Genomic DNA, 22297 nt, shown 5'->3' on the forward strand with positions numbered 1-22297 from the left:
CTGAAACTTCAGACGGCCTTTTGCTACAATAAGCCTTTTTCTTATCCACCTTTTCCCATGTCTCAACGCAAAATCATCCATATCGATATGGACGCATTCTACGCTTCGGTAGAACTGCGCGAGCAGCCGCACCTGAAAGGGCTGCCCGTCGTTGTGGCGTGGGACGGTACGCGGTCGGTCATTTGTGCCGCTTCTTATGAGGCGCGCAAATTCGGTTTGCACTCGGCCATGTCGGTGGCGACGGCGAAAAGGCTGTGTCCGCAGGCGGTGTTTGTGCCGCCGCATTTCGATTTGTACCGTCAAGTGTCGGCGCAGATTCATGCCGTGTTTCGGCGTTATACCGATTTGATCGAGCCTTTGTCTTTGGACGAGGCTTATTTGGATGTTACCCGAAATTTTGAAAATATCCCGTACGCCAGCGAGGTGGCCAAACGCATTCGTGCCGAAATTTTTGAAGAAACCGGTTTGACAGCCTCCGCAGGCATCGCGCCCAATAAGTTTTTGGCCAAAATCGCATCCGACTGGCGCAAACCGAACGGACAGTTTGTGCTGCCGCCGCAAAAAATCATGGCGTTTTTGGAGAGCCTGCCGTTGGGTAAGATTCCCGGTGTCGGCAAAGTCACGCTGAAAAAGATGAATGCCCTCGGCATGCAGACTGCCGGCGATTTACGCCGTTTTGAGCGCGGCGAACTTTTAAACCATTTCGGCCGCTACGGCTACCGCCTTTACGATTTGGCACGCGGTATCGACGAGCGGCCGGTCAAAGCCGAACGCGAACGCCTGCAAATCTCAACCGAAATCACTTTGCCCGAAGATTTGTCTTTAGAGCAGGCTTCAAGCCATTTGCCGCACCTTGCCGAAGACCTTTGGCGGCAGATTGAGCGCAAAAACGTCGAAGCCAAAGGCGTTACCCTCAAACTCAAAACCCACGATTTCCGCATTATTACGCGTTCGCTGACGTATTCTTCCGTCCTTCCCGACAGCGCCTCGCTGCTTCAGGCGGCGCATACTTTGCTGCAACGCATACCGCCGCAACGCGAAGACGCCTTCCGCCTGATCGGCATCGGAGTGAGCCATTTGCTGCCGAAAAACCAGCAGCAGACGCTTTGGTTATAAAGAAATAGAAAAGCATTCTTTCCGTTTGAAGATAGGGCGCAGGACAATATCGTTCCATAACCATATCGACAGCCGTTTCAACAGGCCGTCTGAAAATTATTAGGAACAACCAGCCATGTCTTTATTCCGTCCTCAATTTTGGAAAATCCCCGAAACCAATGATGCCGAACGCCGCCGCCTGCCTGAGTTGGTGGCTGCTTTGGAGCGTCGTTTGCAAGACATTGCCGCGCGCTATCCGCAAGCCGTGTTCGCATCCAGCCTTGCGGTTGAAGATATGGTCATTACCGATGCCGTGTGCCGTCTGAAACTGCCCATCCGCATCATTACGCTCAATACGGGCAAACTCAATCCCGAAACCGCCGCGCTGATTGCCGAAACCAATGCGCGTTATCAAACCGAATTGGAAGTGTTTTATCCCAACCAGCAAACCGCCGATGAATTTGAAGCGGAATTCGGCACGACCGCCATGTACGACAGCGTCGAGTTGCGCCGCCGTTGTTGCCATATCCGTAAAATCGAACCGCTCAACCGCGCTTTGCATAACGCCCCCGCATGGCTGACCGGACAACGCCGCAGCCAGTCCGAAACGCGCAGCGAATTGAATTTTGAAGAGCAGGATACAGGCCGCAACATCGCCAAATTCAATCCTATTTTCGATTGGGAAGAGCAGGATGTTTGGGCATATGCGCACGAGCACCAAGTTCCGCTCAATGCGCTGTATCATCAGGGCTATCCCAGCATCGGGTGCGAACCCTGCACGCGTCCGGTCAAGCTGGGCGAAAATATCCGCGCCGGGCGATGGTGGTGGGAAAGTAAAGACAGTAAGGAATGTGGTTTGCACAAATAATCAAAGGCCGTCTGAAAACGTTTCAGACGGCCTTTTTGACGGTTTAACAAAATATTTATCAAGAATTTGTTTTTCGCTCAACGAAAGTGGAAAGTAGGGCGGTATCGATGTCCCATTTCCATATGCCTTGATCCGAGCCGTCCATGCCGCGTAGGAAGAGGTAGCGGATGGCGATCTTGGGCAAGGGCTTGCCGCGCAGGGCATAGTAGCGCGCGATGGCAACGGCGTAGATCAGGGCTTGCAGGTAGTAGTGATGATGCGCCACGGCTTCGTTCATCGCCTGTTGCGTGTAGGCGCTTGCATCGTTGCCCAAATGGTTGGATTTGTAGTCGATTAAAACGACATGGCCGTCTGAATCTTGGCAAACCATATCGATAAAGCCGTTCAAATAGCCTTGTAAATCATGGAAATCAAGCAGTTGCGCGGTTTGGACGCATTCGGGCGGCAGGTTTGCTTCGCTTGAGGCAAACCAACGGCGTAAGTCGTCCAGTTTGAAATCGTCCATGTACAGGGTGAACCCCATTTCGGGCAGGCGTCGGGTCGGCGGAATCTGCGACAGGCTCTCGTTGATTAAAGGCGTCAGGCGGCAAGTGTCGAGCATGGTGCTTACCGTTGGCAGCCATTTGTCTTCAAAGCTGTGGCGTTGCAAAACTTCGGCAATCATTTCGGATTGGCTCTCGGCAGAGGCGGCGAAGTCGAGTTTTTCCAGCATTTCATGCAAACATACGCCGGCATTGGTGCCGCGGGGGAAATGATGGATATCGAGGCCGTCTGAAAGCGGGGACGGCAGGTTTTCAGACGGCATGGCACGGTCTGCGCTTTCTGCCGGGTCGATGGCAGGTTGCAAAGGCTCGTGTTGCTCGTCGCTTGACTTGGTGTGCCGGCTCAAACCGGTAAAGCTGGTGTGGCGGATAAAGTCAAAATTGCGGCGTTTAATGCTCTGTGCATTCAAAGCTTGGTCTTGTTGGCGGCTGTATTGATAGATGGTTTCCGGCGGGGCTTCTTCCGTGAAGGTGAATTCCGTATTTTCGGGCGCATTTTTAATAAAGCGTTGCCAGTTGGTTTTAAGCATTTCTACAACGTCTGTCGCGCTTTTATAGCTTTGGCTGACGCTTTCGCGGCCGGCATCCGGCAAACCTTCGAGCAGATAGGCAAAAGGATTGTTTGGCGTACAGTTTTTGTTGGCGGCAGCGTAGATGTTGAGCTGTTCTTCGGCACGGGTAAGGGCGACATAGAGCAGGCGCAAATCTTCTGCCGTCTTTTCGTCGGCAAGATGGCTTAGTTCTGCTTCCGAGGTTTGCGATTTTGCCAGCAGCTCGGTTTCGTGGTTTTCGGTATGTAGGATTTTCCAGTTTTCTTTGGAATTGTCTTTGGTATCCCACGCGAAGGGGCAGTAAACCAAAGGATATTGCAAACCTTTTGACGCGTGCATGGTAACGATTTTGACCAGTTTTTCGTCGCTTTCAAGACGGATGGTTTGCGCGTCTGACGGGAAATGGCCGCTGCGCGCACGGCTGATTTGTTCGTTCAGCCATTTATGCAGGGCGGCAGGGTTGCGGCTTTGGCTGTCTTCTTCGGCTAAAAGCTCCAGAATTTGATAGTAGTTGGTCAGGCTGCGTTCGTTGCCGCCTTTGAGCAGGCGTGTTTCGATGTCATGTAGGGCGGCAAACTGCTGCACGGCGGCAAAAATGCCGCCTTTCCGCCATTTTTCCATGGCCTCGGCAGACGACTCCAGCCATTTCAGCAGCTGGTGTTCGTTATGGTTGAGTTCGTAAATCTCTTTGGCGGTATAGCCGAACAAAACGCCGGTCAAGACAAAGCGCAGCCAGTCGGTTTGCCTTGGGTTGAGCCAAAAGCCGATCAGCGCGGACAGCGAGTCGGCCTCGGCGGAATCGAAAACGGACTGGCGCGACAGCAACACGCTTTGGATACGGCGCTGTTTCAGTTTCCCTGCAATCATCGCCGCTTCGTTGTTGGTGCGCACCAAGACGGCAATATCGCCGGATTCCAGCGCGCGGCCTTTGAAATTCAGACGGCCTTCGGCTGCTTCATTGAGCGCAAAGGCAATTTCATCGGCGCAATATTCGGCGGCTCGGCTGCGCAAAATCTCTTTGCCGGTTTGATCGTCCGTATTGAGCCAGCGCACTTGGATGGCGGGGCGGTGTGGCGACAGCCGGCTTTCGGCACGGCTGGCGGAGATCTCGCTGTAATCGATGTTTTCCAACACGAAGGGGTGTTTTTTTTGTTTGAACAAGGCGCTGATGCCGTTGATCAGCTTGGCATGGCTGCGGTAGTTGACGGCGAGGGTGTAATGCCTGTCCGCATCTTGCGCGGCTTGCAGATAGGCGTAAATGTCCGCACCGCGAAAGCTGTAAATCGCCTGTTTGGGGTCGCCAACGAGAAACAGCGGGCAGCTTTGTTCGATAAAAATTTGGCGGAAAATTTCGTATTGCAACGGGTCGGTATCTTGGAATTCGTCAATCAGCGCAATTTCCCAGTTTGCCGCCGCCGTTTTTGCCAATGTGTTGCCGTGTTCATTGGTGGTCAATGCCTGATGGACGTCCAGCAGCAAATCGTCAAACACGCGCTCGCGGCGTGATTTTTTTTGTTCGGCAATAGATTGGTTGATGTGGGAAAGGAGGTCGAGTTGCAGGCAGATGAAGACTGCTTCTTCCGCACTTTCCATTGCCTGCAAGTCACGACCGAGATTGGCCAAGGCTTGCAGCTGAATAATTTCCGGCGCATCGGCATCGGCTTTATATTCTTTTTTCAGTTTGCTGTTGAGCGTGTCGATACTGAAGAGGCTTAATTTTTCTAGCGTTTGTTTGCTCAGGCGGAGCAGACGGTTGGATTCGGCGTTTGTTTTTAAATCGGTAAAAACATTTTCAAAGGTTTTTCTTTTGTAGGTTTGGCCGTTAAGTTTGGGAAAAATTGCCCAAAACGCTTTTTCCAAGTCTTCCAACTGGCCGCAAATTTTTTGCCATGTTTCTTGAAGGTTGGCTTGGGCTTCTTTCAAATCGCCTTCAGGCCGTCTGAATTTCAGATAGGGGCGGCCGGTATAGCTTTTAATTTCGGCAAGCATTTCTTCGGGCGTGCATTTTCGGTCAAAAACCAATTGTGCCAATGTGGCATCGGTTGCCACTTTCTGCCGCCAAAAGTCCTGCGCTGGAATCAGCAGCCTCTCGCGCGAGTCGTCCGACAGCTCGACATCCAAAGGCGCGCCGCACAAAAACGCGTAATCGCGCAAGACGCGCTGACAGAAGCCATGGATGGTGTAAATCGAAGCGTTGTCAAACTGGCTCAGCGCGGCTTTGAGGCGGAGAATCAGGCGATGGCAGCTTTCTTGTCCGTCTTGCTCGCCTAAAGCCAAAGGAATCAAGCGATTGAGAAAGTCATCGGGGGATTTTTTCTCTTTTTCGTAATATTTGTTCAGGCCGTCTGAAATATGTTCCGGCTTGCCGCCCAAGGTTTGGATTTCGTTTAAAACCTGCAACACTTCGTCCAAACGCGCACGCAAACGGGTTTTCAGTTCTGCCGTCGCCGCTTTGGTAAAGGTAACGACCAGAATTTTCTCGATGTCTTTTTTTTCTAAAACAATCAGTCGGGTAAAGAGCGCAGCAATGCCGTAGGTTTTACCCGTACCGGCAGAAGCTTCGATCAGGTTGGTGCCGTCGATGGAAAGTGTGAGCGCGTCAAAAGGAAGGGCGGAAGACATGGTTGGAACGGAATAATATTAGCGAGGCATTATCATAACAGAGATAGTGTGTGGTTTTGCATCGATGATAAAAATGCCGTCTGAAAACTTTCTGTTTTCAGACGGCATGTCTTAATGGCTATTCAAATGACTTCAATAGCGCATCTTAGTAACGCAAACGGCGTTTGGCGTAGCTTGGTTGGCGGGGACGATAGGTATAACGGTTCGCCGCAGGAGCTTTACTGTCGTCATAGTAGTACGCAACATTATTACCGTTGATGGCCGTATTGTTGACGCTCAAACCGGTTGGAGAGCCGGTAGTGATAACGACATTGTCGCTTTGGATGGTGTTTGCCGTATTGGTTACGGTAGCTTCGTTTTTACCTTTGGCGTTGATGTTGCCGTTTGGTTTGCCTGAAGCATAGCTGCCGTTGACATTGACGGTCAGATTTTTTTCGTTAACGCTGCTGATCGCGCCGGAAGTATTGACTTTGTTGCCTTCTACTTCAACGGAGTTGTTGGATACCAGGTTGGTACCGTGCAGGTTGACGTCTCCGTTGTTGGCATTGATTTTAATATCGTTGCCGGCCGCTACATTCGCGCCTGTGGCGGTAGAAGAAGCGTTATCGGTTTTGTTGACGCCGACAGAGCCGTTGACGTGAGGAACGGCAACACCGGTTTCAACATTGATTGTCGCACCAGCGCCGATACCGACATTAACGGCTGTACCTTGGTTGGAGGCAGTATTGGCTGACTCGGTGAAGGTTACGCCGTTGCCTGCGGTAATGTTGACGTTGTTGTTGGCAGTAATGTTGGATGCGATTTCAGCAGAGTCTTTGGCGTTGATGACAACATTGGTCGCATTCATATCGCCTTTGACGGCGGTAGATTCTTTTTTGTTTTCATCAGCGTAGTTGACGTTCAGGTTGGCATTCACATCAACGTTTGAACCGTCTTTGGTGTATGCGCCGATAGTCAAAGAAGCGCCGCCTTGTTTGCTGCTGCTGTTGCTGGTGTTGTGTGCGGCAGTATTGTGGTATGAACCTGCATCAATGTTGATCGCACCGGTAACATCGTATTTTGTACCTTCATCAGACACTTTGTTATTTGCCAAAACGATGGCATTGCCTGCGTTGATGGTGGTGACGGTTGCAGTGGATTCATTGTGGGTCGAAGAGTTGCCTTGACCTTGTGCAGTGATTTCACCGCCGATGCCTTTGTTGGTGCTGATGCCGACAGAAACGACTAAACCGCCGCCGTTTTGTTTTACATCGGATTTCGCGCCGCTGTGTGCCGCTGCATGGGTAACGTTTTTGGCAGATTCAACCACATTGCCAGTCGCATTAATCACGGTACCTTCTTGATTAATATTGCCGTTTGCAGTGATGGTAGTGTTGCCACCGGTGTTGATGTTGGATACATGGGATGTATTCGTTACGGTAGTTGCATCTGTTTTGGTGCTGGTAATGCCGACAGACAAGCCGATGCCTGCAACGTTATTTTTTCCGTATGCAGTAGCAGATACGCCCAAATCCGTTACGCGGCCGGATTCGGTCACAGTGTTGCTGCCTTTGGAGGCAACAACATTGACGTCATTTGCTGCGGAAATGTTGACGGATTCTTCGCCGTTGACTTGGCTACCGCTGACGGTAACGTTTGAGTTGGAAGACAACTGGGTGTTTTTACCGGTCAAAATGCTGCCACTCAGGCCGACAGAATGGGTGTCGGTGTGGGTATCGGTGAATTTGATACCGGCTTTGGCAGTCACGCTGCCGTTTTCTTTATTGGTTTCAGTACCGGAGTAGCCTTTGATGGAATACTCGTTGACCTGTTTGTTTTCTACTGCTTTGGCAGCATCGATGGTCAAATCGCCTGCGGAAGACAGTTGCAGTTTTTGTGCCGCAAACAATGCAGAACCGATTACATTGATGTCCTTGTTGGAAACAACGGTCAGGTCGGCATTGGAAACCAGGGTTGAACCGGTTACTTTTTCAATGCTGCTGTTGCTGCTGGTTTTGGAGGTCGTGATATTGAAAATCGTACCTTTACGCGCGCTTTGTGAGGAAGTGTCGGTGCTGGTGGCGTTTTTAATATCAACATTGCCTGCTTTGGAGCTGACGAATGTACCGGCTTGGCCTTCAACGGTACTGCCGTAAACGTTGACACCGTTTTTTGCACCCAAGACTACGTTTGAGTTGGCAGTAATGCTGCTGCCGTGCAGGTTTTCGGTACGGTTGTTTTGAACTTGGCTTTCACCGCCGAACAGGCCGCCCCAGTATTTTTTCTGGTCGTCGAGGCTGTTGGTATTAGTGGTGGTTTGAGTGCCCAAGTTGATCTTGTTGACATCGGTAACGACATTGCCGTTTGCCGCAATGCTTGCGCCGTAAGTGCTCAAATCGCCTTCGGAAATCAAACCGATATCACCGGCTGCGGAGATTTTGGTTTGATGGGCGGTAGAGTTTTTGGAAGATTTTGTTGCGATACCGGTTTTCAGGGCGGCGGTTTCATTTTTGAAGCTGACATAAGTCGAGCTGCTGTCGGTTTCGCTGTTGCTGCTCAATACGATGCCTTGTTGGGCGGCAATGCGAGCATCAGCAGCCGAGTTCAGTTCGGTCGCATCCAATTGGACTTTGCCTGTGGTGGCAATATTGACAGAACCGGCATTGATTTTGGTTTGATGCAGGCTTTCATCAGTAGAGGAGCTCAGGTTGTTGTTGTACCAAAGGCCTTTGCTTTGAGTGTGGTCGGATTCTGTACGGTTGGTTGTTTTGACCGCGTTAGAATTGATGTTACCCGTGGCAGATGCAGTCAGCGCACCGGCATTGATGTTGGCCGCGCTCAGGTTGAGGCTGCCGCTATTGTTCAAAGTCAATGACTCGGATGCATTGATATTGCTGGCGGTAAAGGTTTCCGTTTTGTTGCGGTCCGAGCGGAAGTGCTGAACATTTTTCGCCTCTTTGCCACTGGAAGATTTGTTGGCTGAATGGCTAGTAACCGTGCCTTTGATGTCGGTATCGCGGGCAAACAGTTCCATTTGTGCGCCGGTCAGATTGGCGGACTGGAGGCTCAGATTGCCTTTGCTGTCGATATTCAGGTAGCGGGTACCGGTAATGGTGGCATTTTGAATGTTTTGTTTGGCGCGTTTGTCGGTCGCGTGGATGCGGATGGTACCGGCGCGCATGCTGCCGAAGATATGGCCGTCAAGAACCGGCGCATTTGAAGCAGCGTCCAAGGCTTCGATTTGTGCAGTTTTGTAGTCGAAGTTGCTTTTGCCTGAAGAAACGTTGATGGCGTCGGCGGCATTGACGTTGGCTGATTTGCCGACCACAACTTGCGGCGCGAGCAGGTCAACCACGCGGTTGCCGCTCAAATTGCCGTTTACTTGCAGCTGTTTGCCATTGTCGCTGATATGGAAAGATTTCAACGCGCCGTCTGAAACGGTTGGCGTACCGACAACCAAGGATGCGCGGTTGGCATTCAGGATGCTGCCGCCGTTGTGGGTAATGCCGTTAGGGTTTGCCAAAACATAGTCTGCGGCAATACCGAAGATCTCTTGTTGACCCAAAATCAGGGAAGGGTTTTTGCTGACCACTTCATTCAAGATCACAGATGCGGCCTGACCTTGGAAGTTTTTGTTGGCAGACAGGTTTCCGGCCAGTTGGGATTTACCGGCGGACAGGGCGTTATTCAAAACGGCGCCGTGTTGGGAAACGTTGTACTTGTTGTATTGGTTGTGAGAAAGACCTTGGGCCGTCGGTGCGGCAATGTTGACGATGTCGACATTGTTCTGCTGCTGTACCGAAGTTTGGCCGATGGCTTCGATATTGGCCGCTACCGCTGCATTTCCCAGGAATGCAAAGCACACGGCGACAGTTACTTTGCCGGAAGCTGAGAGCTTAGGCTGATATAAAGTGTCGATTTTCATGGATTTTAATCCTTATTTATCGTGATGGAGATTGAATCAGAAATCCCATATTGGGTATGGGATTTCTGTTGAGGAAATTTTTGAATGTATTAACATTGTTATAAATTTTTTTACAATCATACCACTAGTACGGTCTTGTGTGCACTATTTCAAATGCAAATATAAACCGATCATCTCATTGATATTAATGGAAAATTAATAACGTTAAGATGGGCGGTTTATATATTGGATAAAAGGATATATATTTACATAACTTTAAAATGGAATGCGCAAAGAAACAGTCACATGATCCTGTTTTTCGCTATTTGATTGGTTGGGCATGCGTGCAAACCCTTTGCCGTAATCGGCAGAAAGCTGCCATTTGTCCGCCTTGCCCAAATTCAAACCTGCCACTAAGCCCATGGCGCTTTGCGAACCTTCGTGATGATTTTTGGCAACGCCGATGTCTGCGCCCAGATAAGGTTCGATATAGATGCCGTGAGGCGTATTGCGGCGGAAATAAACGGTATTGCTTAACAAGACTGCGCTGTTTGCGCTCAAAGAAGTCGAACGGAAACCGCGTACATTTTGATAACCGACGATGTCCATTTCTTTGGCGGCAAACAAATCATGCGGGCTATATTGGGCATCGATTTGGTGATGGTTCCGCACGATCCATTTGCCCAATGGGCGGTTTTGAATCAAATTGCTTTGCAAGGATACAGAGGTATAGCGTTTGTCGAACGGTGTGTGTTCGGTATTTTTCGCAAACCCTTGTTCCACGCCGATATTGTTGAGCCAAATGCCGTTTGGCAGGATGGCCGTGTGCGACAGGCCGACTTGTGCCGAATAGATTTCCGGGCTTTGCAATTCCAGTTTGCTGTCGGCAAATTTTGCAGTCTGTTTCACATAATCGATGCCGGCATAGGCGGAGGCAATGTGTTTTTGACTGCGTGAGAATACTCGGTCTGCTTTGATTCCTGCCGCTTTGGATTGGGAGCGGTAGGCGTAGCGCGTTACGCTGGGTGTTAGGATGCTTTGCGATTGCGACGCGGCAGCGTAAGTGCTGAATGTCCATGCGCCATAAGGAACTTGGTAGAACAGGCTGCCGCCGCGACTGTAATGGCTGTCGTGGTTGTTTAGATTGGTGTAGCCGTTTAGATAAAGGGAGTCGCTCAATCCCAACGGGCTGCCAATATTCAGGCTGCCGCGCAGCGTCTTGGTATTGGGTTTGCTGCCTTTATTGTCGATGGTAATGCTGCCGCCCCAATGTTTTTCGGCATCGTTGTTGAGTTGGATGGAGGCGGTGCCGTCATCATGCGGATAAACATCGATGCTGACGTTGTTGCCGGCAACATGGTTTGCCTGTTCGATACCTTGGTCGAGGTATTGGATGTTTAGCGGTTTGCCTTGATGATTGGGGAAGAGGGTGTCGACGTTAACTGTACGGGAGCCGCCGGTAATCTCACGGATTTTGCCTTCGATGACTGCTAATTTCAGGATGCGTTCAGGCGTGGTTTCAAATTTGATTTGCGTGTGCGGATAGCCTTGAGCGATATATTCGGCAACGATATCCCGGTTCAGTTGGTTGATGTTGTTTTGATTGATGCATTTTGGGAGCTTGGCTTCAATCTTTTTGGAATCGATGAGCGTAATGCCGGAAAGTTCGATACCGGTGTAATCCAAACATTCGGTATTGTTTTCAGACGGCACCTCTTGTGCAACCGCGTCGTTATCTTGTTTTTTCTGTAAATCCCATGCCGACTGCTCGCGTTTTTGGATTTCAACCGAATGAATCTGGTCGAGATTGTCGCGGAAGTCTTTGTCGAATTGGTTGGATACGTTTTTATCGATTTGATCAGGCGGATTTGGCGTATTGGCCGCATAGGCGTTCAGAGCGGAGAGAATCAATACGGGCAGGGGAAGGAGGCGGGATTTATACATGGTGTCGTAATTTTATAGGGATAATAATCGGGTTTATTTTATCGAAAATAGCTGTCTGGGGCGTATCAGTTTTTATCGTTGTCTGCAATCAGGGTTTATGAAGCAATAATGGAATCAATTTCTATGATGATACCATAAAAATATTAATGGGATTTGAATAACAAAAACCTGCCTTTGAAAAGGCAGGTTTTTTCAGACGGCCTTTGAGCCGTTAAAGATTTTGCAAACGTTCGACAGAAGGTGCGTAGTAGTAAGCACCTGATACGGCTTTAGACAAATATTTCAGCAGTAAGTCGGTTTTGCCGTCTGCATCGCCGAACATATTGAGCAGTTGAACTTCAATATTGTGCAGCGTGTTGCAATAGGAAGTGAACATCAGACCGTGTTCGCCACTGATTTTGCCGAAGGGCAGGCTGCGGCGGACGATTTCCAGGCTAACACCGTTTTCTTTGACATTGACGCGGCCGAGATGGGAGTCGGGCAGGCGCACGTCTTTGCTGAATTCGTCATTGGTTTCTTTGCTGCGGCCCACGCTGGCTTCTTGTTCGGCAGTAGAAACAGCATCCCATTTTTTCAAATCGTGCAGGTATTTTTGCAGCAAAACATAGCTGCCGCCGGCATCCGGCTTGCCTTCTGGAATGATGGCAACATTGCGCACATTGTCATCGCCCTGCGGATTTTCCGTGCCATCGACAAAACCGTCCAAACCGCGGTCTTCATACAGGCGCAGGCCGTGTTCTTCAGTAGCTACGCGGATGCTGTCTCCGAATGCGCTTAATACGGATTGTGCCAAGGCATAGGCGGCTTTTTGCTCGGTAGCTTGGATGTGGATATAGAGGTCGTGTTGGGTGGAAGGTGCAAGGCCGTTGCCCAATTCAGGGAAAGGTTTGATTTCGCTGCCTTCTTCAGTATGGCCGAACGATTGCCATGCGCGGCTGCCGAAGGCAATGGTCAAACCTAAAATATCATTTGGAAAACGGGTTTTCAGTTTGGCCAAGGATTCCAAAGAAAGGCGGCAGGCAGATTTGATGTCTTCGTTGCGGCCGTCTGAAATATCTGCTTCGATAAAAATACCGGCTTGTGCGTGATCAGGAATAATGGCTGATTGGGGATGGCTCATGATGATTCCTTTCAAAATATTATGGGTTTTTACGCGGTGGATTATACACTGAAAGTTTCAGACGGCCTAAAATCTGCCTTTTGATTTTTCAGGGCGGAAAGGCATGTTTGGCAAGATGTTTTTTGTGAGCGTCATTCTGTTGCAAGTGTTTACATTCGGGCTTGGGCGTTCGCTGCAATGGCTGTTTGCGCCTTGGATCGGCAAAGTCGGCAGGCGTTGGCTGATGGGTATTTCCTATTTCATTACAAACGGCTTGCTGGTCGGCTTGCTGCTGGAGTTGGGGCATATGATGTTCCGCGTGGTGGCGTTTTGGATGGTAATCTTGCTGTTTGTGATGTATGCCGCGTTGGCGACATTTATCCTGTATCTTTTGCTGCGCCGTTTTGTGGCGCGCCAACCGCTTTCTCGAAGCCTGCGTTTGTTTGCGCCTTTGTTTGTGATCGGTTTGCTCGGTTTGGGGATGTATAACGCCTATACGCCCGTTGTCCGCCATCAGACTGTATTCATCAATAAGAAAATGGATAAACCGCTGCGTATCGGCGTGGCCAGCGATTTGCACTTGGGGATTTTGTTCGGCGCGCGTCAATTGGACAAGCTGACGGACATTATGAAGCGGGAACAAGTCGATATGGTGTTGCTGCCGGGGGATTTGATGGACGATACCGTTGATGCGTACCTGAAAGAAAACATGAAACCGCATTTACAGAAGCTGACTGTGCCGATGGGCGTTTACGCCACTTTGGGCAATCATGATTGGTTCCGTGATCAGAAACGCATCAAACATGAATTGGAAGCGGCAGGTTTGACGGTTTTGGCCAATCAGGTTTTGGAAGTGAATGGTGTGTTGCTGGTGGGGCGGAGCGATGATTTGGATCACAAACGCCCCAGTGCGGAGCAGCTTTTGGAAGGTCAAAATACCCAATTACCGGTTTTGCTGATGGACCACCGTCCTACTTCAATTGAAACCCATGCCCGGCTGCCGATTGATGTGCAGGTTTCCGGCCATGTCCACAACGGCCAAGTCGCACCCGCCAACCTTATCGTCCGTACGCTTTATCGTCTTGCTTACGGCTACGAGGCAATCGGCAACGGCCATTTCTTCACCACTTCGGGCTACGGCTTCTGGGGCATTCCCCTGCGTTTGGGTTCGCAATCAGAAGTGTGGGTGATTGACATCAAGTCAAAGCATTGAAATAGAAATATAAACTTCAGGCCGTCTGAATTTCAGACGGCCTTTTTTATGAAAATTGGGAAAAAATATTGAAATTGGATTATAATCGATGTAAATAAAATCAGCCACCGATATGAGTGGCATCATAACTAGGGAACTCACTATGGGCATTATCAGTCTTGCACTTATCTTCGTATCAATCGCCGCCGTCTTATTGTATTTCAAACAACAGTTGAAAGACCGCAAAAAAGACTGTCGCGAATCCTTTGTCTCTTTGCGCATTGCGCTCGACTGCCGACATCATGCCGTCCGTCATGTATTGGATGCATACAGCAAACACCTGCAAGAGCAGGGCATTGCATCGGATCAAAACGTTCAGCAGATGTGTGCCGAAGTTGAAACCGCATTGGCGCAAACTGCCAAAACATTTTCCGAATCCAAAATCAAACATCTGTGCGAAACCGAAACAGCATTGAATCATGCGCTGAAAAAATTACAAACCGCCGTCAACAGCCTGTTGAAACAACATCCTGATGAGAAATTGGCCGGTTTGATGGAAATGCTGGATGCCGCAGAAGCAGAAGTCGCATCGGCACGCCGCACTTACAACCGCAGAGCCGGAAGCTACAACCACCATTTAAACAAATTGCCCAACCGCCTTGTCGCCAAGCCATTAGGCTTTGACAAGCAGGCAAGATTGGTTCGTTTTACAGAAAATCAAACGCAACGAATAAGCAGCAATATATTGGCTTAAAAATAAAGCAGTTTATTGAATAAGCCATAAATAAAAGGCCGTCTGAAATATGAATTTCAGACGGCCTTTTGTGTACTGTTAATGAAAAGCACTTAGGCTTTTGCCAATTTATTGGGCAAAGCGGATCAGGCTGTCGGCAAGCTTATCGGCTGCAGTTTCATAGCCTTGTGCGGAGAAGTGAACGCCGTCTTTGGCTGCCAAGCCTTGAGCCATCCAGTTTTTCATGCTGCATGCTCCGCCCATTGCATCTTGCCAGGACCAGAACATGATTTTTTCGTCACGGGCGATGCGTTGCTGCATTTGTTGTACTTCGCTGAGCAAGACAGGGCGGTTGCCGCAGCTGCCGTAGGCGGTTTTCAAAGATTCCGGCGCACCGAGGATCAGGATGCCTGCGTTGGGTAGGGTGTTTTTGATTTGACGGATGTAGTTGCGCCATGTCCGCTCGGTAGAGGAAATATCGAGGTTGCCGGAAAAGGCTTCGTTGGTACCGTAGGCAAGAATGATTAAATCGGCTTTGGTTTGTGCCAAATCTTCCCACATGCCCGGCCGCCATTTTGACCATTGGGACAATTGCGCGCCGTTGATGCCCATGGCGGAAACGGTTACGCCGCGTCCGGGGCGTTCGATATTAATGAAACTGATTTGCCAAGGCATGCTGCTGCTGAGGGTTATCGGCAGGGATGCGTTGGTATGCAACAGTTGCCAGCCGTTTTGTTTGGCCGGGATTTCGCGGCCGTTGACAATCAGGGTTTGCTCGGACCAAACCGGTTTACCGAAAATGGAGATTTGTTGCATGTCCATGTTGCCGTCGGCCGCGCTTAAGGTAACGCTGCCACCATCGGCGCGTGCTTCAATGCCGCCGAAAGAGAAATCGCTGTGTGATTTGCGGCTGCTGATGGTGTTCCAACCGCTGCCGCTGTAACGGACGGTTGCCATGCGCTGGCCTTTGACGGTGTTGGGATAAACCCAACCGATGCCGCCGTTGCCCCATTGTTGTTGTAAACGGCGGCGCAGGCGGTCGGTGAAATAGTCGCCGGCGGTGTGTGAGTCGCCAACTTGGATAATGCGGAACTTGCCGTCTGAAGTATTGTTGAGCTGTTGCAGTTTGTTCAGCCAGGCAGGGCGGTTGGAGCCGTAGTTGCTTAATAGGCCGTCATCGGCGGCACAGGCGGTCATAGGGAGTGCAAGAAGCGTGAGGAGTAAGGTTTTATTCAATTTCATGGTTGTGTATCGTGTGTAAAATTAATTTTTTCCATAATTTTTTCGGCCAGTAGTTTTTGGCCTTCTGCGGAAAAGTGGATGCCGTCCTTGCTGCGGTAACGGATGATTTTTCCGTTGACTTTGACGGAGTCGGCATATTCTTCTGCGCCATTGCTCAACAGTTTGTCGGTCGGCAGCCAGATGGCTTGAGGCGACACTGTGCCTGACAGGATTTTGTCGAGGTAGCGCATCTGTTCGTTGAGCTTGGCTTTTTTCATGTAAGGAATGCCCAGCCAAATGACTTGGACATCATGTGCGGAGGCTGCATCAAGAATACGGCGGACGCGGCTGAGGTATTCCGCTTCCCATTCTGGGGAGGCGAACTTCAGGTATTTTTTACCCATCGGGAAATCCCAAGGGTCGTTGGGGCCTAAGAATACAACCAAAACGCGGATGTCGGGTTCTTTTTGCAAAGTTTGTTCGATGGTTTTCGGCCAGTCGAAGAAGTTGGGGTAGGACAAGCCGGTGCTTTGTTTGCTGAGGTTGATCGATTGTACGCCATATTCTTGCTTGAGGTGTTTTTGTACGAAAGGTGCAACGCCCTGCATCAGCGAGTCGCCGGCAAAGAAAACTTTGTTGCCTTTTTTCAATACAACCTGCGTTGCCGACTGATCAGCCTGATTGCTTGGCTCGCTGGCGGCGGTATCCGTATTGTTAGCAGCATCAGAAGCGGCAGTCTCTTTTTGATTGTCCGATACTTCAATGTCTTCCGTATTTTCAGACGGCCCTGTTGTTTCAATGCCAGAGTCTTCCGAAGCTAAAGCGTCTTCTGCTTCCAGCGAAGCTTTCAGGCCGTCTGAAAATTCGTAGGCTTTTTGTTGCCAATCCGCACCGATACGCCACCAAGCGTATTCGGATAAAGGCTCAAGCGGACTGTTCTCATGATAGGTCTGCTGCCAATAGGCATTGATGGAGTTTTGGGCAAACCACGTCAGCACAACTGCACTGAGCAGAATCGAAACAAACAGGGAGATAAAGCGTTTCATGTTCTGCTCCTTAGAAGTTGGCGTAAATAAAGCCGGGAATGCCGGACGGGGCGAAGACGATAATCAGGGCGAGGATCAGCGTGATGGGGATGAACCACAGCCATGCAGGCAGTTTGTCCAAGCCTTTTACCGATGCTTCAAATAAGCGAAGCAAATACGGGTACAGCAAAAGCATCATCGCAAATGCACCCAGCAACATAAGGTCGGTCGGCAGAGGCGCGTTCCAACCTTTATCATTGGCAAATAAGGCGCTGAACAGCATTTCCGTATCGGCAAGCGTTGCGCTGTTGAACACGACGAAAGCGAAACAAACGAAATGGAAGGTAAACAGCCAGGCGAGCGGTTTGCCGATTTTCAGACGGCCTAAGGCATTGCGGCCGACGATTTTGTCGCCGCAGTTAAGGAATACCAAAGCCGCACCGTGCAGCGCGCCCCAAATCAAAAAGCTCCAGCCGTAGCCATGCCAAATGCCGGAAAGCAACATGGCAATCATCAGATTGAGCTGGGTGCGTCCGAAGCCTTTTTTGCTGCCGCCCAAAGGGATATAGATATAGTCGCGAATCCAAGTGGACAGGCTGATGTGCCATCTGTCCCAGAAGTCGCGGATGTTGATGGCGCGAAGCGGCGCGGCAAAGTTTTTCGGCAACTGGAAGCCGAGCAGCATGGCCAAACCGATGACCAAATCCGAATAGCCGGAAAAGTCGAAAAAGAGTTGGAAGGTATAGCCATAAATCGCAGACAACACGCCCCAGCCGTCGAACTGGGCCGGATTTTCAAAAACAGGCGATACCCAGCCTTCTGCCAATACGCCGGCAAGCCACCATTTTTTGGCAATGCCCAATACAATCAGGCCGACCGCCAACGCCGGGTAAATCAGCTGGCGTGTCTGTTTGGTGCGGATTTGCGCCAATGCGCCCGCTTGTTCTCCGTCTATGCTTTTAAAAGCGGCTGCACGGATAATCGGGCCGGATGTGATGGTGGGGAAGAAGCTCAGATGCAGTAGGAGCTCGTGCCATTCAAAACGGTCTCCTTTAGGCTCGCGGTAGCAATACACCAAGTAAGCCAGCGATTGGAAGGTGTAATAAGATAAGCCCAAGGGCAAAATAATGTCGATGATGGCGCTTTGCCCTGTATATTGCTGAATAATCGGGCGGAAAAAGTCGAAATATTTGAAGAAACACAAAACAGTCAATGCCGCCGAAATACCGCAACCCAGCCAAAATTTGCGGATATTCTCGTTTTCAGAAAACATCAGCACGCTGATCAGGTAAACCACAGACGAGTAAACCAAAATCAGCGCGGCAAAAATGGGGTCGATACGGTAAAGCCAGCCCAGCCCGGCAACCAAAAGTAAAACGTTTTGAACTTTCGGCAAACGTGCAAATGCCCAGTACAGCGGCAAAAATACGATAAAGAATACCGCAAACTCAATAGACAACAACGGCATGACAATTCCTTGATGTGTTTAAACTTTCAAACTTTTCGATTGATTGTTATTTTTTAGCGTTAAGTTTGGCGCGGATGACTTCGACTACCGCGGGTAAAATCGAAATCACGATGATTGCCGCCATGACTAAGCCCAAATTGTTTTTGACGACGGGGATGTTGGCGAAGAAGTAGCCTGCATAGGAAAACGACAATACCCACAACACCGCGCCGATAATGTTGTAACGGATAAACGTCGCGTAGTGCATATCGCCCATACCGGCGACAAATGGCGCAAACGTCCGCACAATCGGCACAAAGCGCGCAATGATGATGGTTTTGCCGCCATGTTTTTCATAGAACGCATGGGTTTTTTCCAAATACGAACGGCGGAAAATTTTGGAATCCGGATTGGCAAACAGTTTTTGTCCAAAATACTTGCCAATCATAAAGTTGGCCGCATCGCCTAAAATGGCGGCCGCCAAGAGCAGCAATACCATGACGTGGATGTTCATGCCGCCGATGGCCGCAATACCGCCGGCGGCAAAAAGCAGCGAGTCGCCGGGTAAAAATGGCGTTACGACCAAACCAGTTTCGCAGAAAATCACAACAAACAAAATCGCGTAAATCCACGGGCCGTATTGGGCGGAGAGGTGGACAAGGTGTTGGTCGATATGGAGGATGAAATCGATAATGGTAGAAATCACTAGGGTTCCCAAATAAAAAGGCCGTCTGAAAAAGAACAGACAAATGTTTCGGCGAGAAGTTCGACATTGTAAAACCAAAGCGGAATAAAACCAATGCCGTAAGCTGTTTAGAAGTGCAGATATGTTGCAGGTATAGGCTTCAGACGGCCTTTATCCTTGATGGTGAACCGCAAAACAACGTAAAATAAAGCCGATTTCAACCTAACCGGTGCGCCTTTGTGAACCAGCTCATCTTCGATTTTGCCAGCCATGATTATCCCGGCTTCGACAAATTTCTGGGAACAGAAAATGCCGAGCTGGTGTATGTGTTGCAGCACAAACATGGGCAATTTATCTATGTTTGGGGAGAAGAGGGCGCAGGCAAAAGCCATCTCTTGCAGGCATGGGTCGCCCAGGCGCTCGATGCCGGACGAAATGCCCTCTATATTGACGCCGCCGCCACGCCGCTGACAGAAGCTGCGCTGGATGCGGAATATCTTGCCATTGACCAAATCGAAAAGCTCAATAATGAAGAACAGGCTTTACTGTTTGCCATCTTCAACCGCTTCCGCAACAGCGGCAAAGGCTTTTTGCTTTTGAGTTCCGAATATACGCCGCAGCAGCTCGTTATCCGAGAAGACCTGCGCACACGCATGGCGTATTGCTTGGTTTACGAAGTCAAACCGTTGACCGACCGGGAAAAAATCGATGCGCTCGTCAGCATGGCGGCTGCCCGTCAGGTAACCATCGACCCGGAAATCTTCGAATACCTGCTGAACCATTGGCGGCGCGATATGGACAGTCTGATACAAATGCTCGATACCCTCGACAACTACGCCGTTATGATGGGTAAGCGCATTACTTTACCGCTTTTGCGCCAGCTTTTAAAACAACAGGAAACCCAATGAAAAACCTTGCCATTTTCGATCTCGACAATACCTTGATCAATACCGATTCGGATCACTCCTGGCCGCAATACCTGATTAAAAAAGGCATAGTCGATGCGGCTGAAACCGAGGCGCAAAATGAAAAGTTTTACCAAGACTATCAAAACGGTTGTCTTGATATTGATGCCTTTCTTAAATTCCATCTCGCGCCTTTGGCCCGTTTCAGCAAGGAAGAATTGGCTGAGTTTCATCGCGAGTTTATGGCCGAATATATTGTTCCGCATATTTCTCTGATGCAGCGTATGTTGGTGCAAAGCCATCAAATGGCAGGCGACGAAATGTTGGTTATTTCTTCGACCAATGAATTTATCATTACTCCAATCTGCCATCTTTTCGGTATTCACAACGTTATCGGCACACAGCTTGAAACCGGCGAAGACGGCCGATATACCGGCAACTATGTCGGTACGCCCAGCCTGAAAGAAGGCAAAATTACCCGATTGAACCAATGGCTTGCCGAGCGCGGCCAGACCTTTGAAAGCTACGGCAAGGTTTATTTTTATAGCGACTCCAAAAACGACTTGCCGCTGCTGCGTATCGTGGACGAACCTGTCGCCGTCAATCCGGATGCCGAGCTGGAAAAAGAAGCCAAAGCAAAAGGTTGGCCGATTTTGAATTTCAAATAACGACGAATCAGGCCGTCTGAAATATTTAACCTAACCACAACCCTAATAAGGACTAAAACATGAAAACGACTAAACTCCTCGCCTCAGCCCTGTTGTTTGCCACTGTATTCGGTACCGCACAAGCAGCCGATACCGAAACTCTGGAAGCCATGAAAGCGCAAAACGGCAGCGTTAAAACCGTTTTGATGGATGTTTTCACGACTCCTGCCGGCAACGTTGACCGCGTGAATATCATTCAATCCAGCGGCAATCCTGAAATGGACGAACGTGCAGTGAAAAGCGTTTCCAAATATCCTTATCCAAAACGCAAAACCGCATCTAAATATCAGCACACTGTTACTTTTGAAACCAATGTTGAAGTAATCAATAACTGATTCGGACGCAAGGCCGTCTGAAAAACAGAAGGCGTTTTGATTGGGAAATTCCCTGTCAAAACGCTGTTTTATTCTTTAAACAAGTATAACCAAAATTGCCGTAAAACCACACGCTCCGGTGCTATACTGAAACAAATAAACCGCTTCATCATACATCATGTCTCCCCGTCCAGTTACCATTACTTCCTACAATATGCACAAAGGCATGTCCGCACTCAACCGCAAAGTGCAAGTCAACCGCATGGCTGACGCGCTGGGTGCATTGGGTTCGGATGTTTTGTTTTTACAAGAAGTCCAAGGACAACATCTCAACAGAAGCCGCCGTACCGACTTTCCCGATGCACCGCATTACGACATCATCGGCGACAGCCTCGATTATCATCGCAGCTACGGCAAAAATGCCGTCTATCCCAAACGACACCACGGCAACGCCATTCTCAGCCGCCTGCCGCTGAAAACGGAAAACAACCTCAACATCAGCGTCAATAAACTCGAACAACGCGGCCTGTTGCATTGCGAAGTCGTGCCCGAAGGTTGGGAAGATCCGCTAGTATGTTTGTGCGTGCATCTCAATCTGCGCGAGCCGGACCGCCTCAAACAATACCGCGCCATCAGCGACTACGTTGGCCGATACATTCGTCCGGAAAGCCCGTTGATTATCGCCGGCGATTTCAATGACTGGCGGCAGAAATCAGCGCGTGAGCTGGGTAGGGCATTAGATTTGAACGAAGTATTCGTCGATAATACAGGCAAACGCCCCAAAACCTTCCCTTCGCGCCTGCCCATCCTCAGCCTCGACCGCATTTATACGCGCAATCTTGATGTCATCGATTCTGAAATTCACAACAGTAAAGACTGGCAACATTTGTCAGATCATCTGCCCTTGAGTGTAACGGTTAGGCCTCATCGTAAAATGAATATGAAATCAGATAGAAAAATGTAAGGCTGAAATTTTTTAAAGCACTATTGGTGGTAATGTATTAAAAAGTTTTTTCACTCAGATATTTGAGACAAAAACAGGCCGTCTGAAAAGTTTCAGACGGCCTGTTTAAGTTTATAAAAAAGCGCAAACCTTTTTATATCAAAAGTTTGCGCTTTAAATCTGGTGGAGGCGGGGTCAACCGTACTTTGAGATTAACTCATTGATTTAAATGGAATCATATCTTTATATTCGGTAAAAGTTACCCCAAAAGTTACCCCAAAAATGTCAGGTAGGTGCATTTTTTTGCCACTATTTTTCTCTTTGTTAGATTGCCAGTTTAAGCCGTTTGGGTAGCAGGGCGAAAATATTTTGCGGCATTTCTGCCAAGCTGTAAACATGGTTGAATTGTAACACTGGAAATTATCCGCGCTTGTGGGGTGTTCTCTGCTTTCTTCTTCCAGCCGTCTGATATTGCCTCTCAGGCGGCTTTTGTTTGTATCGGCTCTGTCAGTCATGCGCCC

At 49.5% G+C, this 22297-nt stretch carries 17 protein-coding genes; 8 read left to right on the forward strand and 9 right to left on the reverse strand.

Annotated features, from left to right (window positions below):
* Positions 1-57: 57 nt before the first annotated feature.
* On the forward strand, positions 58-1116 hold the full coding sequence (gene dinB, locus HMPREF2675_RS02010; RefSeq protein WP_070813888.1) for a DNA polymerase IV: 1059 nt from the start codon (positions 58-60) through the stop codon (positions 1114-1116).
* Positions 1117-1231: 115 nt separating this feature from the next.
* On the forward strand, positions 1232-1963 hold the full coding sequence (locus tag HMPREF2675_RS02015; protein ID WP_070813889.1) for a phosphoadenylyl-sulfate reductase: 732 nt from the start codon (positions 1232-1234) through the stop codon (positions 1961-1963).
* Positions 1964-2021: 58 nt separating this feature from the next.
* Here HMPREF2675_RS02015 and recB read toward each other — a convergent pair whose 3' ends face one another.
* From recB to HMPREF2675_RS02035, 4 genes are all read right to left on the reverse strand, one after another.
* On the reverse strand, positions 2022-5678 hold the full coding sequence (gene recB / locus HMPREF2675_RS02020) for an exodeoxyribonuclease V subunit beta (protein WP_070813890.1): 3657 nt from the start codon (positions 5676-5678) through the stop codon (positions 2022-2024).
* A 145-nt stretch (positions 5679-5823) separates the two neighbouring features.
* Positions 5824-9582, reverse strand: a complete 3759-nt coding sequence (locus tag HMPREF2675_RS02025; protein WP_070813891.1) for a two-partner secretion domain-containing protein — start codon at positions 9580-9582, stop codon at positions 5824-5826.
* A gap of 255 nt (positions 9583-9837) precedes the next feature.
* Entirely contained in the window at positions 9838-11505 is a 1668-nt protein-coding gene (locus HMPREF2675_RS02030; protein ID WP_070813892.1) for a ShlB/FhaC/HecB family hemolysin secretion/activation protein, read from the reverse strand.
* A 211-nt stretch (positions 11506-11716) separates the two neighbouring features.
* Positions 11717-12625 (reverse strand): Dyp-type peroxidase, encoded by a 909-nt coding sequence (locus HMPREF2675_RS02035; protein ID WP_070813893.1) that lies wholly within the window; start codon positions 12623-12625, stop codon positions 11717-11719.
* A gap of 103 nt (positions 12626-12728) precedes the next feature.
* On the opposite strand from HMPREF2675_RS02035, the gene HMPREF2675_RS02040 reads away from it, so the two are divergent.
* Both HMPREF2675_RS02040 and HMPREF2675_RS02045 read left to right on the forward strand, forming a co-directional pair.
* A complete protein-coding gene (locus HMPREF2675_RS02040; protein ID WP_070813894.1) occupies positions 12729-13817 on the forward strand; it encodes a metallophosphoesterase in 1089 nt (362 codons plus the stop codon).
* Positions 13818-13959: 142 nt separating this feature from the next.
* Positions 13960-14550: a LemA family protein gene (locus tag HMPREF2675_RS02045; RefSeq protein WP_070813895.1), complete on the forward strand. Its 591-nt coding sequence runs from the start codon at positions 13960-13962 to the stop codon at positions 14548-14550.
* A gap of 108 nt (positions 14551-14658) precedes the next feature.
* Here the strand turns inward: HMPREF2675_RS02045 and HMPREF2675_RS02050 are convergent, their stop codons facing one another.
* Genes HMPREF2675_RS02050 through HMPREF2675_RS02065 form a run of 4 tightly spaced genes read right to left on the reverse strand, consistent with a single transcriptional unit; the run spans position 14659 to position 18928 of the window.
* Positions 14659-15726, reverse strand: a complete 1068-nt coding sequence (locus HMPREF2675_RS02050; RefSeq protein ID WP_283127787.1) for an SGNH/GDSL hydrolase family protein — start codon at positions 15724-15726, stop codon at positions 14659-14661.
* A 41-nt stretch (positions 15727-15767) separates the two neighbouring features.
* Positions 15768-16796, reverse strand: a complete 1029-nt coding sequence (gene patB / locus HMPREF2675_RS02055) for a peptidoglycan O-acetyltransferase PatB (RefSeq protein WP_070813897.1) — start codon at positions 16794-16796, stop codon at positions 15768-15770.
* Positions 16797-16806: 10 nt separating this feature from the next.
* Positions 16807-18243 carry an MBOAT family O-acyltransferase gene (locus HMPREF2675_RS02060; protein WP_070813898.1) on the reverse strand — a complete coding sequence of 479 codons (1437 nt, stop codon included), beginning with the start codon at positions 18241-18243 and terminating at the stop codon, positions 16807-16809.
* Between the two features lie 46 nt (positions 18244-18289).
* The gene (locus HMPREF2675_RS02065; protein WP_070813899.1) at positions 18290-18928 is read right to left on the reverse strand and encodes a DedA family protein; all 639 of its coding nucleotides are present in this window, start codon (positions 18926-18928) and stop codon (positions 18290-18292) included.
* A gap of 218 nt (positions 18929-19146) precedes the next feature.
* Here HMPREF2675_RS02065 and hda point away from each other — a divergent pair, with 218 nt between their 5' ends.
* The 4 genes from hda to HMPREF2675_RS02085 all read left to right on the forward strand — a co-directional run bounded on the left by hda (position 19147) and on the right by HMPREF2675_RS02085 (position 21797).
* Positions 19147-19815: a DnaA regulatory inactivator Hda gene (gene hda, locus HMPREF2675_RS02070; RefSeq protein WP_070813900.1), complete on the forward strand. Its 669-nt coding sequence runs from the start codon at positions 19147-19149 to the stop codon at positions 19813-19815.
* Positions 19812-20480 (forward strand): histidinol-phosphatase, encoded by a 669-nt coding sequence (locus tag HMPREF2675_RS02075; protein ID WP_070813901.1) that lies wholly within the window; start codon positions 19812-19814, stop codon positions 20478-20480. The genes hda and HMPREF2675_RS02075 overlap by 4 nt, the downstream gene beginning before the upstream one ends.
* Positions 20481-20539: 59 nt before the next feature.
* Positions 20540-20854, forward strand: coding sequence for a TonB family protein (locus HMPREF2675_RS02080; protein ID WP_070813902.1), 315 nt, complete (start codon positions 20540-20542; stop codon positions 20852-20854).
* 157 nt (positions 20855-21011) lie between these two features.
* A complete protein-coding gene (locus tag HMPREF2675_RS02085; RefSeq protein ID WP_070584190.1) occupies positions 21012-21797 on the forward strand; it encodes an endonuclease/exonuclease/phosphatase family protein in 786 nt (261 codons plus the stop codon).
* 191 nt (positions 21798-21988) lie between these two features.
* On the opposite strand, the gene HMPREF2675_RS11195 is transcribed toward HMPREF2675_RS02085, so the two are convergent.
* A complete protein-coding gene (locus tag HMPREF2675_RS11195) occupies positions 21989-22291 on the reverse strand; it encodes a hypothetical protein (RefSeq protein ID WP_141759938.1) in 303 nt (100 codons plus the stop codon).
* Between the last annotated feature and the right edge of the window lie 6 nt (positions 22292-22297).

The sequence above is a fragment of the Neisseria sp. HMSC061H08 genome, from assembly GCF_001836795.1.
Lineage (GTDB): Bacteria > Pseudomonadota > Gammaproteobacteria > Burkholderiales > Neisseriaceae > Neisseria > Neisseria subflava_A.